Below are 14182 nucleotides of genomic sequence, written 5' to 3'. Positions count from 1 at the left end.
TAAGATAAATTTGAGGTGAAAAAAAGAAATGGAACGATTACAAAAAGTGATTGCGCAAGCAGGTATTGCATCGAGAAGGAAGGCTGAGGAATTAATTCAGCAAGGAAAAGTGAAAGTTAACGGAAAAATAGTGAAGGAGTTAGGAACAAAAGTAACTCCTCAAGATAAAGTAGAAGTAAATAACATCCCTCTTGAAAAAGAAGAACCTGTTTATTTTTTACTATATAAACCAACTGGTGTAATTTCAAGTGTATCAGATGATAAAGGAAGAAATGTTGTAACAGACTTTTTCCCTGAAATTAGACAACGTTTATTCCCAATCGGACGCTTAGATTATGATACGTCTGGCGTATTATTGATGACAAACGATGGGGACTTTGCAAATGTATTAATGCATCCGAGATATAAAGTTGAAAAAACGTATGTTGCGAAAGTTAAAGGGCCATTAACAGGTGAGAAAATTCGCATGTTAGAACGAGGTGTTGCGCTGGAAGACGGGAAAACAGCACCAGCACAAGTGAAAATTATTTCTTGGGACAAGCGTAAAGAGATGGCGATTGTACAATTAACGATTCATGAAGGACGTAACCGTCAAGTACGTCGTATGTTTGAAGCGTTAGATTGTAAAGTCATGAAATTAAAACGTGAACGTTATGCCTTTTTAGAAGTAGGTAGTTTGCGACCTGGTGATGCAAGAGAATTGACACCGCATGAGGTGAAGCAATTACGTGCATTGGCGACTACAAAACCACGATAAGCTATAGATTGAAACTTTCACCAGTGGAATGCTCCGCTGGTGATTTATTCAATAAAACATTTGTAACAAAAGAATACATATATTCATCGAAGAGAGGAGAGAGAATATGAAAAAAAATCGCCTATTATTTCGTGTTATCATTCTGCTCATTTTAAGCGGTGCTGTAGGATTTACACTGTATCAAGGTTTTTTTGCTGATAAAGAGAAAATGCAAATTGGGAAAGAAGCGCCTAACTTTGTCGTGACTGATTTAGAAGGAAAGAAAATTGAACTGAAAGATTTAAAGGGAAAAGGTGTATTTTTAAATTTTTGGGGAACTTGGTGTAAGCCTTGTGAAAAAGAAATGCCGTACATGAATGAGTTATACCCAAAGTATAAAGAAAAAGGCGTTGAAATTATCGCGTTAGATGCAGATGAAACGGATATCGCAGTGAAAAATTTTGTGAACCAATATGGTTTGAAATTCCCGGTTGCAATTGATAAAGGGCAAAAAATCATAGGTACATATGGAGTGGGACCATTACCAACAACCTTTTTAATTGATAAAGAAGGCAAGGTTGTTGAGCAAATTATAGGTGAGCAAACGAAGGAACAACTGGAAGCCTATTTGAAGAAAATTACTCCATAATAAAGAAAGCCTTTACATAAGAGGTGCTTGGTGTATAGCGCCTTCGTTTTAAAAATTCTGAGTATTGCGGTAACTTGAAGGTAGAATATACAATAGTACATATAGATACTGGGGTGGTGAGAGTGTTGAAAGAAATTAAGTGTGAATGTGGACATGTTAATCCGATAGGAACCGTTTTTTGTGAAGCTTGTGGGAAACCATTTGAAAGCAATGAAAATGTGAATTTATTGGATATGAGATATGAGGGGAGTGCCCGGAGATCTCTCACACATACGAAAACGATAATCGATAAAATTTGGAGTTTTTTCTCTTCTGTAAAAGTAGGGGTATGGTTAATCGTAATAACTTTAGCTGCATCGGCAATAGGAACTATTTTTCCGCAAGAAATGTACATAACTCCAGGAATCGCACCGGCTGAATATTATGAGAAAGAGTACGGATTTTTAGGGCAATTATACTATCAATTAGGGTTTAATAATTTATATGGATCATGGTGGTACATGATTTTAATTGCTTCCATTGGCATTTCACTCGTTATATGTAGCTTAGACCGTGTAATTCCTCTTTATAAAGCATTAAAAAAACAAGGGGTGAAAAGACACCCAAGCTTTTTAAAGAGACAGAGAGTGTACGGGACTGGTTCGCCACAAGAGGGTGACTTAGAACGAGTTCAAATTAATTTAAAGAAAAGAAATTATAATGTGAAAGTGGAAGACGGGAACGTTTTAGCGGAAAAGGGACGTTTTTCTCGCTGGGGTCCATATGTAAATCATATCGGTCTTATTATTTTTCTATTTGGTGCAATGCTACGTTTTTTACCGAGTATGTATGTAGACGAAGCACTTTGGTTACGCGATGGTGAAACGAAAGAAATACCAGGAACTGATGGTCAATACTATTTGAAAAACGAAAAGTTTATAAAGGAAGTTTATGATAAGAGTAAGGACAAAGAAGTTTTTGATGATGCGATTGATCGTATTGGTGATAAAATGATTGCGAAAAACTTCCAAACGAATGCCGTATTATATAAAGCAGTAGGAGAAACTATAGCAGGTCAAAAACCAAAATTAGAAAAGGTAAAAGAAGCTGAAATTCGGGTGAATGAGCCACTGAAGTTTGATCAATTTGCTGTTTATCAAGTGGATTATAAGGAAAGTGAATTTAAAAGTATGTCCTTCCATTTGCAAAATAAAGCAAATAATCAAAAGTGGGGACCGATTAAAGTGAATTTAGCGAATCCTACAGAAAAATATGATCTAGGAAACGGGTATTCTCTAGAACTATTAAGCTATTTTCCTGATTTTTATTTTGATGAGAATGGAAAGCCGAATACGAAGACAAAATTACCAAACAATCCTGCATTCGTCTTTAAAATGTTTACCCCGGAAACACCAGATGGTGAAGTGAGCTTTGTTGGTATTCGGCAAAATATAGAACCGGATGGAAACAATAAATATAAAATGTCATTTGCAGGTGTGGAAATGCAAAATGCAACAGCACTTACTGTAAGAAAAGATTTAACGCTTTGGATTCTTGGTATTGGTGGATTTATATTTATGGTTGGTGTGATTCAAGGTATGTATTGGAACCATCGCCGTATTTGGATACAACGCGTCAATGATGAGTGGTGGGTTGCAGGTCATACAAATAAAAATTGGTTCGGTTTAAAGAAAGATATTGAAAGAGTTTTAGAAGGAACAGCGATTCCGCAACCGCATGATAAAATAACCGATAAAAAAATTAGTTAAGGTGGGGAAACGATATGGTGCAAATAAGTAGTAATTTTCTGTTTGCCGCTTTCATCTTATATTTAATTGCAACTCTATTTTTTGGCGGAGCAATCAAAGAAAAAGGTCATAGGTGGGCAAATGTAGGTATAACTATAACAATATTAGGGTTTATTGCACAAACAGTATATTTTGTTACAAGGTGGATTGCATCAGGGCATGCGCCAGTTAGTAACTTTTTTGAGTTTGGTACATTTTTCGGTATGATGCTTGTCGGAGCATTTATTGTGATGTATTTTATGTACCGCGTAAGTATAATCGGACTATTTGCATTACCGGTTGCGCTTTTATTAATTGCCTATGCAAGTATGTTCCCGAGGGAGATATCCCCGCTTATTCCATCTTTAAAAAGTAATTGGTTACATATTCACGTGACGACTGCAGCAGCAGGACAAGCGATCTTAGCAATTAGTTTTATTACGGGCGTAATGTATTTATTGAAAAATGTAGATCAATCAACGAGAAGTAAACGTACATTTTGGTTAGAAACGGTAGTTTTCACACTTGTTTGTACTGTTGGATTTATTGCAGTAACAACAGTGTTCTCTAGTATGAAATACGAAGCGAAGTTTCAATGGATTGATAAAAATGAACAACAAGTTGAGATGAAGTATAACCTTCCAGCTTTAGTGGGACCACATGAAGGGAAGTTAATGACAGAAAATAAGTTAGAGCCAACAGTGGAGGTTCCAGCGTTTGTAAATGCGAAAAAATTAAATACTGTTATTTGGTCAGTAATAGTCGGAACACTACTTTATATTGTATTAAGACTTGTTTTGCGCAAACGAGTATCAGCAGCACTGCAGCCGTTAGTAAAGAATACGAATAGTGATTTGTTAGATGAAATTGGGTATCGATCTATTGCAATTGGATTCCCGGTGTTTACATTAGGGGCATTAATCTTTGCAATGATCTGGGCTCAAATAGCGTGGACGCGCTTTTGGGGCTGGGATCCAAAAGAAGTTTGGGCGCTTATTACTTGGCTCTTTTATGCTGCGGTATTACATTTACGTTTATCTAAAGGGTGGCATGGAGAGAAATCCGCTTGGCTTGCAGTAATTGGTTTTGCAATCATTATGTTTAACTTTATTGTAGTAAACTTAATTATCGCGGGTTTACATTCATATGCATAGAGAAATAAAATAGGAGAGTGCATGTCACTTTCCTATTTTATTTTTGTCAACTTTTCTTCTTTTTTGAGAAAAACATGACAAAGTAGCGGTTGATTTTGTAAAATGATGTCGAGGACCAAATATACTGTTCAAAAAAAATACATAGTTTTGGAAAAAAAATGAACAAAATTTATTATTCTTGTGAAGTATAATATGGAAAGTGGAACGTTTAAAGATATGCTTTGTTAAACGAGAATAGGTGCAGCATCATATTGTAGAAGGGTAGGTGTAAACCGTTGCGTTAAAATACGTAACGGGTAGAAATGGAAAATGAATCAAGAATTTTAATTGTAGACGATGAGGATCGTATTCGTCGTTTATTGAAAATGTATTTAGAAAGAGAACAATACACAATTGAAGAAGCAGATAATGGTGATACAGCTTTAGAAATGGCGTTACAAAATGATTATGATCTAATCCTATTAGACATTATGATGCCTGGCAAAGATGGTATTGAAGTGTGTAAAGGAATTCGTGAGAAGAAAGCAACGCCAATTATTATGCTGACAGCAAAAGGTGAGGAAGTAAATAGGGTACAAGGATTTGAAGTTGGAACAGATGATTATATTGTAAAGCCATTTAGCCCGCGTGAAGTAGTGCTTCGTGTGAAAGCGGTATTACGTCGTGCTGTACCGACAACATTCTTTACACAAGATACAACGACGAAAGATGTTACTGTGTTCCCACATTTAACAATTGATAACGATGCACACCGTGTTACAGCAGATGGTAATGAAGTGAACTTAACACCGAAAGAATATGAATTACTATTATTCTTAGCGAAAGCCCCTGATAAGGTATTCGATCGTGAGCAATTGCTAAAAGAAGTATGGCAATATGAATTCTTCGGAGATTTACGTACAGTTGATACACATGTAAAGCGTTTACGTGAGAAGTTAAGTAAAAAATCACCAGATGCAGCGAAGATGATTGTTACGGTTTGGGGCGTAGGTTACAAGTTTGAGGTTGTGAACGACTGATGCTTTGGAGAAGTGTAGTAGGGAAGTTATGGATGACCATATTACTTCTCGTTTCGTTTGTTCTTGGATTTGTTGCTATTTTACTTTCGCAGTTTTTTAGAACGTATTATGTTGATATGAGTGAAGCTAGGCTTCAGAAAGTTGCAACAAGTGTCACAGAGTTAATTGAAGAAGGTGCCGATGTAAAAACGATTGAAAATATCGCTTACAAATTTTCTGATCCACTTTCAAGGATTATTATTGTAGAAGATGGTAAGGAAATTTCTTCTTCGCCGAAACAAGAAGGATTAGTTACTCTTACAATAGATGATTTGAAAAATGATAAAGAATTAGCAGCTGTTTTTACAGATAAAAAGGAAATTAAGAATAACATTAGAAAAGCTTCTAATAGTAGGAAGAATAAAAACACTGAAAATGATATTATGATCGTCGGGAAACCAGTGCAGTCAAAAAATCAAAGTGCTGTGTTTGTATATGAATCTTTACAGGTTCCAATACAAGGGATGGAGAGAACAACTGATTTTATTTTCTTATCAGCTGGGATTGCGATTATTTTAACAACTTTCTTTGCATTTTTCTTATCTACTCGAATTACAGCACCGCTCCGTAAAATGCGTGAGGTTGCTTTTGAGGTGGCGCGCGGGAAATTTGATACGAAAGCTCCTATGGTGTCTCAGGACGAAATTGGTGAGCTTGCAACTGCTTTAAATCAAATGGGGAAGCAGTTGAAGTTTAATATGAATGCATTGCAACAAGAAAAAGAGCAGTTAACTAGCATTTTGAGTAGTATGGCTGATGGTGTTATTACGTTAAATCAAGAAGGTGAAGTCGTTGTTATCAACCCACCGGCAGAACATTTCTTACAAGTTTGGCAAGAAGAAAAAGAATTAGAATTGAGTAAAAGATTGCCTTCTGAATTTGTTGAATTATTCCATCTTGTTGTAGAAAGCGAACAACAGCAAGTTGTTGAAATTAATTTGCAAAAAGGTAACTACGTAGTTCTTATGACACCACTTTACAACCAAACGAAAATTCGTGGAGCTGTAGCAGTACTGCGAGATATGACGGAAGAACGTCGTCTGGAGAAAATGCGTCAAGACTTTATTGCGAATGTTTCACATGAACTTCGTACACCGATGGTAATGCTTCAAGGGTATAGTGAAGCAATTTTAGATGATATTGTGCAAACGAAAGAAGAAATTAATGAGTTTGTCCAAATTATTTATGATGAATCTGTTCGTTTAGGTAAACTTGTAAATGAGTTATTAGATTTAGCTCGTATGGAAAGTGGTCATGTAGAGTTACATATAGGTGAAGTAGATATTCATCCATTTGTCGAAAAAATTGGCCGTAAATTCCAAGGGATTGCAAAGGATAAAGAAGTCCAATTAACAGTTGATTTCCAAAGTCCAATTGAACAATACCCGTTTGATGCAGACCGTATGGAACAAGTGTTGACGAATTTAATTGATAATGCAATCCGTCATACGAATGCAGGTGGGCATGTTGCACTTGTAATTGATACGAAAAATAATGGCCTTACTTTCGAAGTGCAAGATTCAGGTGCTGGTATTCCAGAAGAAGATATTCCATTCTTGTTCGATCGATTCTATAAAGCTGATAAAGCGAGAACGCGCGGGAAAAAGGTTGGAACTGGATTAGGGCTTGCGATTGCTAAAAATATTGTTCAAGGCCATGATGGTAAAATTTCTGTATCGAGTGTTGTTGGAGAAGGAACTACATTCTCTGTATATTTACCGAATCGTTTAATTTAGATATACATGTTCTTTAAGGATGATGATTAATAAAAGTTCTACTGTTTTTTATTTTTTTGTAAGTTCAATTAAATAAAGAATAGTAGAGCTTTTTCTATATTGATTAGAACGGAAAATAATAAGAGGGGTGTCGTAATGAAATGAAACTATATACAAAAACAGGAGATCAAGGAAAAACAAGTGTAATAGGTGGTCGAGTGGATAAAGATCATATACGTGTAGAAGCCTATGGCACAATTGATGAGGCGAATTCTCATATCGGATATGCGATGACTAAGTTGCAAGAAGAACGCTTTCGTGACATTTATAATGAACTTGAAAATATTCAACATGAACTATTTGATTGTGGAGGAGATTTAGCGGTAGTTGAGCAAAAAATTCCTTATAAAGTAACGGTAGAAATGGTCGAGTATTTAGAAAGAAGGATTGATTCGTATATAGAAGAAGCACCGACGTTAGAGCGTTTTATTTTACCAGGCGGTAGCGAGGCTTCGGCTACTATCCATATTGCACGTACAGTTATAAGAAGGGCGGAACGCTGCATCGTGTCATTGCAAAAAGAAGGAGAAATAAATGAAATTGTCCTTAAGTATGTAAATAGGTTATCTGACTATTTCTTTGCGATTGCTAGAGTAATAAATGCTCGTTTACAAGTGAAAGATGTGGAATATAACCGCAGTGCAATTGTTTTTCGTGATAAAGAAGAAAAGGAAGTGGAGTAATTCACTTTCTTTTTTGTATACTTTTTTCTGTAATATACCACAATAGAGAAGGTATGATGGTTATTAGAAAACGGAGGATGTATATGAAAGCGTTAAAATGTAGCGTGATGCTATTGAGTATATTATTTTTATCTCAATTACATGTTTACGCTGAAGAAAATCAGTGGATATGGCCTGTTGAGGGGCAGATAAGTGATTATTTTGGGACAAGGCATGGGAAGCACTATGGTATTGATATAGCTGCGCCTATTGGAACACCTGTTGCGGCTATTCAAAATGGTAAGGTGACGAGGTCTTATTTTTCAAGTAGTTATGGGAATGTTGTGTTTATTAAACATGGAGAATACGAGGCTGTTTATGCGCATTTAAATAAGAGATATGTAGTTCAAGGGGATAATATTTCAAAAGGAGAGCTAATTGGAGAGGTCGGTAATACAGGAGAATCGCGAGGCGCGCATTTACATTTAGAAGTGCATCAAGGAAGATGGACGATGGAGAAAAGGAACGCGATGAATCCGTTGCTTGTTTTAAATGAACAAAAAAATCAAGTCGTGTCATCATCATTATATGTCGTACAAAAAGGTGATACTTTAGTCAGCATTGCTCGGAAATTTAGTATGACAGTTGATGAAATTAAAGTGAGAAATGGATTGCAACAAGAGCGAATCTATCCGAATCAACAATTATACGTTGATTAAAAAAAGAGCTAGTCAAACTAGCTCTTTTTTTACCAAAAAATAAAGACACATATAAATCCAGAAATAGCTAAGTAGCTATATAAGTAAAAGACTTTTGTTCTTGTTTTTTCTTTTGTCCGAAACAGTACAATAGTTGGTTCGATTAAACCGATTGTAAGACAAAGTAAGCCAAGAAGCATAAAGCCAATTGAAATAGAATACAGGGCGATTTGTGGTGCTTGAAATGGGATCATCCATTTTAATAAAAATGCAATAAGTGCAGTGTAACAAATGCTGCCAATGTATTTATTCAATGGTGTATTAGAACGGAAACCAGGAAGTTTTTTGAAAAAAGAACGGGAAACAACTTCTGTTTGTAAAGATGTATGTTCCTCAATTATTTTTTGAGCTTCTTTTCCTTTTTGGAAAAGGGATAAAATCCAATTTCGCTCACCTTGGAAAATAAATTGAGAAGTTGTCAAATAGTGATCAACTTTCACTTTATTCCAACTTTTCCATGGATGACGCTCACACAATTTTAATTTACTTTCTGTTTTTTTATCATACTGATAAATACTTATGCCATCTTGATCAAAAGTAGCGTAGTATGTCTCACTTGAGAATGTGCCTAAATCAATTGGACAGTAGAAAAGCAATTCCTTTTTTAAGTAAAAGTATTCTTTTCTTAAGTTTTTTTTCATTGCTTCTCGAATAGAGTGTCTTTTCTCTTTCTTCATGACATTTCCTCCATAATTCAGAAAATGTTCTTATCTTAACAATTCAACATCTTATCACTTTTAACTATATATGACTAGGGGATTCATAAGAGAAATACCGAATTATAAAAAATATGGGTTGTATTGTAAAATATTTTTCAGTCCATTACATATACTTAAAGTAGATAACTTATTTATAATAAGTTACACTTTTTTAGTTCACAATACGATCATGTTGTTGTATAATGAAGGAGAAAATAGAATATCGGTCTATCTTCGGGGCAGGGTGAAAATCCCGACCGGCGGTGATGAACAGTTAATGATGTCGTTCTAAGCCCGCGAGCCGTTAAGGCAGGATTTGGTGTGATTCCAAAGCCGACAGTATAGTCTGGATGGGAGAAGATGGAGGTTCAAGCGTTCAAAAAAGATAAGTATTTGAACGTCTGTTTGATGTGCCTTAAAATTCTCCCTTTGTGTAAATCACAAGGGGTTTTTTCGTTCTATGAAAAAATAGGCATAGCAGAACCTTTCCACTTTCCATGAGAAGATCGATGGAAAAGGAGAGAGAAAGATGAAACAAAAAAACAGTGTAGTGCAGATGGTGAGTGTGGCGATGCTAAGTAGTATTGCATATTTACTGATGATGTTGGACTTCCCATTCCCAGGGCTTCCGCCATTTTTAAAAATTGATTTTAGTGATGTACCAGCTCTAATTGCAGCGATTATTTTTGGTCCGATTGCAGGAGTAATTGTAGAAGCCATTAAAAATGTTTTATACTATGGAATTCAAGGGAGTTTAACGGGAGTGCCAGTTGGAGAAATAGCGAACTTTATAGCGGGATGTTTATTTATAGGTCCGGCAGCATTCTTATTCCGAAAGTATCGTTCAGTAAAAAGTTTAACTACAGGATTAATGTTAGGAACAATTACTATGACGGTTATTATGAGTGTGTTAAACTACTTCATTATTTTACCAGCGTACACTTGGTTTTTAAATTCACCAGCTATGTCTAGTGATGTTATGCGGCAAACTATTATAACGGCTATATTACCGTTTAATATAATTAAAGGAATTGTTGTGACGATTGTATTTGTAGCGTTATTTTCACGCCTGAAAGTATGGGTATTTGCAAAGATGAAAAACGCTTGAAAATATTAAGCCATCGGCAGTATTACTGCTGATGGTTTTTTGTTAAGGGAAATGAAAGAGTGAACAAAAAATCCCCCTCATATTTAGGAGGGGGATCTTTTGAAGTTAATAAAAGACTATTCGAATTTTAAAGCGTCGCCATCAAATGATTCGTCAGCAACTTTAATTGAGTCAGTTGGACAGCCTTCGAATGCATCCATCATATCTTCAACTAATACATCTGGAATTTCAACGATACCTTGGTTATCATCTAATGTTACAAATGCAATACCTTCATCATCATAGTCATAAATGTCTGGTGCAGCAGCTCCGCAAGCACCGCATGCAATACAAGTATCTTTATCAACGATTGTATATTTTGCCATCTTTTTTCCCTCCTGATAATATGTATGTGAAAAGTTCGCCATAAAAATTATAACCTTATTGTAAAACGGTTTTTAAAACTTTTCAACATAAAATTATAATGATAATGCTTATCAATTAGAGTGTCAACTTATTTTTGAATTATTTCATAAGATTTTCAAAATACTTAAATGTTACTACGTTTGATACAATAGAATATATACAAGTATAGAGCGCGAATATGATAAGTTTAATTAGTAACGGTAAACGTGTAATCATACTGAAAAAGAAATTAAGTTAATATTGAAGGGTGGAAGCGGTAATGCAGCTACAATACACTTTATTATATTGTTTAAAACAATTGAATGGTGAAAGAACCGTTTCTTCTATTTATTATTTATTAAAAGGAAAGCGATCTTCGCAAACATTACAAGATGGTAATATGTTCCGAATTTCTTTTTTGTTTGGGATATATAAATCATTAGATAGAGCTGATTATGATCGAGAAGTTTCAAAGTTGTTACAAGCGGAGTTGGTTCAAGCTATACATGAAAATACATACGTGTTAACGACTACTGGTAAAATACAATTAAACAAATGGGAAGATGTATTTGCTTTTCCGACGTATTTACATGGTTTACACTATGGTGAATTAGGTGCAACGTTTTGGAAGAGATTATCATTAATTGTCCAAACTATTTCGAATTTACAACAGGCGAATACGAAATTTATTCCAATTCAACAAGATACAGAAATAATGATGTGGGTGAAACGTTTTCTCACTGGAATTCCATATGTGAGGAGTGAATTGGCTAAAAGATTGTGGAAGGAAATACATGGTCTTTTAGAAAAAAGTAATCCAGTAGAGGCGACAATTGTAACATATCGTTTAACTGGCTATGAACGTATTGGTTGTACTGTACAACAATTAGCGGAAATTACGAAACAAGATGTATTTCGAGTGCATTTTTTATTTTGGGGTACAATTCACTTCTTTATTCAAGAAGTTCGCAATAAAGAAAATGAGTTTCCATTATTAGCTGAAATTATATCTTATCCAAATGAGAGAGCTGATTTGTTTAGCTTGTCGACGAAAAGAACATACAATCTTTGGAGACAAGGGCGTTCTTTAGAAGAAATAGCAACAATTAGGAATTTGAAGGTTGCAACAATAGAAGATCATTTTGTAGAAATTGCTTTACGAGAAAAAGAATTTTCTATTGAGATGTTTATGGGAAAAGACAAAATAGAAAAAGTAACAAAAGTAATTGAAGCATTACAAACACGTAAATTGCGTGTGTTGAAGCAAGCGGTTGGGGAGGAAATCTCTTATTTTGAAGTCCGTCTTGTATTGGCACGGATGGAGGGTATAAATGAAGCTTGAGGAATATTTATATAAGTGGTTTGGATATTCTGAATTTCGTCCGGGACAAAAGGAAGTTATTACGGACCTATTGGAAGGAAAAGATGTTATAGCAATGCTTCCGACTGGAAGGGGGAAGTCCATGTGCTATCAGCTTCCGGGGCTTATGCAAGAGGGAACGGTGCTTGTTGTATCACCATTATTATCTTTAATGGAAGACCAAGTTATGCAATTAAAGCATGTTGTGAAAAATCGAGTTATTGCATTTAATAGTTTTCGGACGTTAAGTGAAAAAAGAGAGGCTATGAAAAAGCTAGCTTTTTATAAATTTATTTTTGTATCACCAGAGATGTTGCAGTCGGAATTGTTAATAAGAGAATTGAAGGGAGTTCATATTTCATTGTTTGTCGTAGATGAGGCTCATTGTATTTCACAATGGGGCTATGATTTTCGGACGGATTATAAAAAGTTAGATCAAGTAATTGAGAGTATCGGATCTCCAGCGGTACTAGCATTAACGGCGACCGCGACAAAGGATGTACTACGAGATATAGCGGAGAGTTTAAGTCTAAAAAATGTCGCTGAGCATGTATACTCAATTGATCGTCCAAATATTGCGATGGAAGTACAATTTGTGGAGACGATAGAAGAAAAAAAAGAGGCGCTTTTTGAGCATGTAATGTACTTACAAGGACCGGGTATTGTTTATTGTTCAAGTAGGGCATGGACAGAGCGTTTAACTGAGTATTTAAGAGGAAAAGGGGTTACAGGTGTAGCTTTTTATCATGGTGGTATGGAACACGAAGAGCGTATGTTAATTCAACAACAGTTTATGAATGATCAATTGCAGCTTGTAATATGTACAAGTGCTTTTGGGATGGGAGTAAATAAGTCGAATACGAGATATATTATTCATTTTCATTATCCGACAAATGTAGCTTCCTATTTACAAGAAATCGGAAGAGCTGGAAGAGATGGCGACCCGAGTATAGCCATTTTATTATGTAGCCCAATGGATCATGATTTGCCAATTTCAATCATTGAAGATGAATTGCCAAGTAAGTCGCAAATACAATTTTTATTTTCGTTACTACAAGAAAGAATGTTTCAAATGAAAGCATTACCAATAGAAGATGTTGAAGGAATTTGTTATGATGCAGCAGGATTTAGTGAACAATATTGGCGTTTCATCCGCTATCATCTTGAACATCTTGGAATCATACAACAGCGAAATCTTATGCTAGAGAGCTTGTCAGATGAAATAATGTACAGATTAATAGCGGAAGTGGAAGTGAGATTGCGTAATAAATATAGTCAGCTAGAAAATATGAAGTCATGGATACAAGTTCAAGGGTGTAGACGTGAATATTTATTACAACAATTCGGTTATAGAAAAGACCAAGAGTTAAAAAACTGTTGTGATTACTGTGGTATTACAAAAACGGATTATAAAAAAAGACGAGCGCAACAATCAATTTTCGACTATAATTGGGAAACAGAGTTACAAAAGCTTTTCGGCCTAGAAAAGATGGAGGAATTATGAACATTCAAAGGCATAATGTTGAAGATATGAGTCCGAGGGAAATAAGACTGAATCTCTACATAACACAATTAATTATTATTGGTATCGGTTGTTTACTAGCATATATATTATTTCAAGATAAGAAAGAAGTTTATAGTTTGTGGAAATGGGAACCTGTTTCCATACTTGTAATAGGTGGTTTGTTAGCGATTGGTATTGTGTTATTAGATTATATTGCAATGAGAGTGTTTCCAGAGTCTTGGTTTGATGACGGTGGTATTAACGATAGAATGTTTCAAGGAATTTCTGTCATGCATTTACTCGTCATTACGTTTATTATTGGTTTTGCTGAAGAATTTTTATTTAGAGGTGTAATGCAGACTCATTTTGGAATTGTAATAGCGAGTTTAATTTTTGCTGTGTTACATATTCGATATATAACGAAGCCTTTTTTGTTTTGTTTTGTCTGCTTTATTAGTTTTGTTTTTGGTTATGTATTTGAGTGGACAGGAAATTTGTTTATAACAATCTTTGCACACTTTCTTGTTGATTTTATAATGGGGCTTCAATTAAGAAAATAAATGGAAGGTG

General features: G+C 35.1%; 14 protein-coding genes and 1 riboswitch. Of the genes, 12 read left to right on the top strand and 2 right to left on the bottom strand.

Features of this window, described 5'->3' with window-relative positions:
- The first annotated feature begins 28 nt into the window (after positions 1-28).
- The 8 genes from rluB (at position 29) to BAU28_RS27735 (ending at position 8519) form a co-directional block, all read left to right on the top strand.
- Positions 29-757 carry a 23S rRNA pseudouridine(2605) synthase RluB gene (gene rluB / locus BAU28_RS27770; RefSeq protein ID WP_002171119.1) on the top strand — a complete coding sequence of 243 codons (729 nt, stop codon included), beginning with the start codon at positions 29-31 and terminating at the stop codon, positions 755-757.
- Between the two features lie 106 nt (positions 758-863).
- Positions 864-1385 carry a thiol-disulfide oxidoreductase ResA gene (gene resA / locus BAU28_RS27765; RefSeq protein ID WP_002171120.1) on the top strand — a complete coding sequence of 174 codons (522 nt, stop codon included), beginning with the start codon at positions 864-866 and terminating at the stop codon, positions 1383-1385.
- 122 nt (positions 1386-1507) lie between these two features.
- On the top strand, positions 1508-3133 hold the full coding sequence (resB, locus tag BAU28_RS27760) for a cytochrome c biogenesis protein ResB (protein WP_025147257.1): 1626 nt from the start codon (positions 1508-1510) through the stop codon (positions 3131-3133).
- Between the two features lie 14 nt (positions 3134-3147).
- Positions 3148-4305, top strand: a complete 1158-nt coding sequence (gene resC, locus BAU28_RS27755) for a cytochrome c biogenesis protein ResC (RefSeq protein ID WP_071721179.1) — start codon at positions 3148-3150, stop codon at positions 4303-4305.
- 302 nt (positions 4306-4607) lie between these two features.
- Positions 4608-5324 (top strand): DNA-binding response regulator ResD, encoded by a 717-nt coding sequence (gene resD / locus BAU28_RS27750; RefSeq protein ID WP_002171123.1) that lies wholly within the window; start codon positions 4608-4610, stop codon positions 5322-5324.
- The gene (resE, locus tag BAU28_RS27745; RefSeq protein ID WP_083595007.1) at positions 5324-7099 is read left to right on the top strand and encodes a sensor histidine kinase ResE; all 1776 of its coding nucleotides are present in this window, start codon (positions 5324-5326) and stop codon (positions 7097-7099) included. Before resD ends, resE begins: the two co-directional genes overlap by 1 nt.
- A 140-nt stretch (positions 7100-7239) precedes the next feature.
- Entirely contained in the window at positions 7240-7821 is a 582-nt protein-coding gene (locus tag BAU28_RS27740; RefSeq protein WP_025147254.1) for a cob(I)yrinic acid a,c-diamide adenosyltransferase, read from the top strand.
- A gap of 83 nt (positions 7822-7904) precedes the next feature.
- On the top strand, positions 7905-8519 hold the full coding sequence (locus BAU28_RS27735) for a peptidoglycan DD-metalloendopeptidase family protein (RefSeq protein ID WP_071721177.1): 615 nt from the start codon (positions 7905-7907) through the stop codon (positions 8517-8519).
- A 29-nt stretch (positions 8520-8548) separates the two neighbouring features.
- Here the strand turns inward: BAU28_RS27735 and BAU28_RS27730 are convergent, their stop codons facing one another.
- Positions 8549-9235 carry a hypothetical protein gene (locus BAU28_RS27730; RefSeq protein WP_002171127.1) on the bottom strand — a complete coding sequence of 229 codons (687 nt, stop codon included), beginning with the start codon at positions 9233-9235 and terminating at the stop codon, positions 8549-8551.
- A 247-nt stretch (positions 9236-9482) separates the two neighbouring features.
- Positions 9483-9622: riboswitch (FMN riboswitch) on the top strand.
- Positions 9623-9785: 163 nt separating this feature from the next.
- Between BAU28_RS27730 and BAU28_RS27725 the strand changes: the two genes are divergently transcribed.
- Entirely contained in the window at positions 9786-10364 is a 579-nt protein-coding gene (locus tag BAU28_RS27725; RefSeq protein WP_002171128.1) for an ECF transporter S component, read from the top strand.
- A 116-nt stretch (positions 10365-10480) separates the two neighbouring features.
- Here BAU28_RS27725 and BAU28_RS27720 read toward each other — a convergent pair whose 3' ends face one another.
- Positions 10481-10729 (bottom strand): ferredoxin, encoded by a 249-nt coding sequence (locus BAU28_RS27720; RefSeq protein WP_002171129.1) that lies wholly within the window; start codon positions 10727-10729, stop codon positions 10481-10483.
- A 299-nt stretch (positions 10730-11028) separates the two neighbouring features.
- Between BAU28_RS27720 and BAU28_RS27715 the strand changes: the two genes are divergently transcribed.
- From BAU28_RS27715 to BAU28_RS27705, 3 genes are read left to right on the top strand one after another with little or no spacing between them, the layout of a single operon-like run.
- Positions 11029-12090 (top strand): YpbB family protein, encoded by a 1062-nt coding sequence (locus BAU28_RS27715; protein ID WP_002171130.1) that lies wholly within the window; start codon positions 11029-11031, stop codon positions 12088-12090.
- Positions 12080-13612, top strand: a complete 1533-nt coding sequence (locus BAU28_RS27710; RefSeq protein WP_071721175.1) for a RecQ family ATP-dependent DNA helicase — start codon at positions 12080-12082, stop codon at positions 13610-13612. The genes BAU28_RS27715 and BAU28_RS27710 overlap by 11 nt, the downstream gene beginning before the upstream one ends.
- A complete protein-coding gene (locus tag BAU28_RS27705; protein WP_002171132.1) occupies positions 13609-14172 on the top strand; it encodes a CPBP family intramembrane glutamic endopeptidase in 564 nt (187 codons plus the stop codon). Before BAU28_RS27710 ends, BAU28_RS27705 begins: the two co-directional genes overlap by 4 nt.
- Positions 14173-14182 lie beyond the last annotated feature (10 nt).

Source organism: Bacillus paramycoides (assembly GCF_001884235.1).
In the GTDB taxonomy this organism is placed as follows: domain Bacteria; phylum Bacillota; class Bacilli; order Bacillales; family Bacillaceae_G; genus Bacillus_A; species Bacillus_A paramycoides.
This window is presented reverse-complemented; position numbering and strand designations above follow the sequence as displayed.

Bases quoted from the DNA above. Each gene is read 5' to 3' on its own strand.
- rluB (WP_002171119.1), top strand. From the start codon at position 29: ATGGAACGATTACAAAAAGTGATTGCGCAAGCAGGTATTGCATCGAGA.
- resA (WP_002171120.1), top strand. From the start codon at position 864: ATGAAAAAAAATCGCCTATTATTTCGTGTTATCATTCTGCTCATTTTA.
- resC (WP_071721179.1), top strand. From the start codon at position 3,148: ATGGTGCAAATAAGTAGTAATTTTCTGTTTGCCGCTTTCATCTTATAT.
- resD (WP_002171123.1), top strand. From the start codon at position 4,608: ATGGAAAATGAATCAAGAATTTTAATTGTAGACGATGAGGATCGTATT.
- resE (WP_083595007.1), top strand. From the start codon at position 5,324: ATGCTTTGGAGAAGTGTAGTAGGGAAGTTATGGATGACCATATTACTT.
- BAU28_RS27740 (WP_025147254.1), top strand. From the start codon at position 7,240: ATGAAACTATATACAAAAACAGGAGATCAAGGAAAAACAAGTGTAATA.
- BAU28_RS27735 (WP_071721177.1), top strand. From the start codon at position 7,905: ATGAAAGCGTTAAAATGTAGCGTGATGCTATTGAGTATATTATTTTTA.
- BAU28_RS27730 (WP_002171127.1), bottom strand. From the start codon at position 9,235: ATGAAGAAAGAGAAAAGACACTCTATTCGAGAAGCAATGAAAAAAAAC.
- BAU28_RS27725 (WP_002171128.1), top strand. From the start codon at position 9,786: ATGAAACAAAAAAACAGTGTAGTGCAGATGGTGAGTGTGGCGATGCTA.
- BAU28_RS27720 (WP_002171129.1), bottom strand. From the start codon at position 10,729: ATGGCAAAATATACAATCGTTGATAAAGATACTTGTATTGCATGCGGT.
- BAU28_RS27715 (WP_002171130.1), top strand. From the start codon at position 11,029: ATGCAGCTACAATACACTTTATTATATTGTTTAAAACAATTGAATGGT.
- BAU28_RS27710 (WP_071721175.1), top strand. From the start codon at position 12,080: ATGAAGCTTGAGGAATATTTATATAAGTGGTTTGGATATTCTGAATTT.
- BAU28_RS27705 (WP_002171132.1), top strand. From the start codon at position 13,609: ATGAACATTCAAAGGCATAATGTTGAAGATATGAGTCCGAGGGAAATA.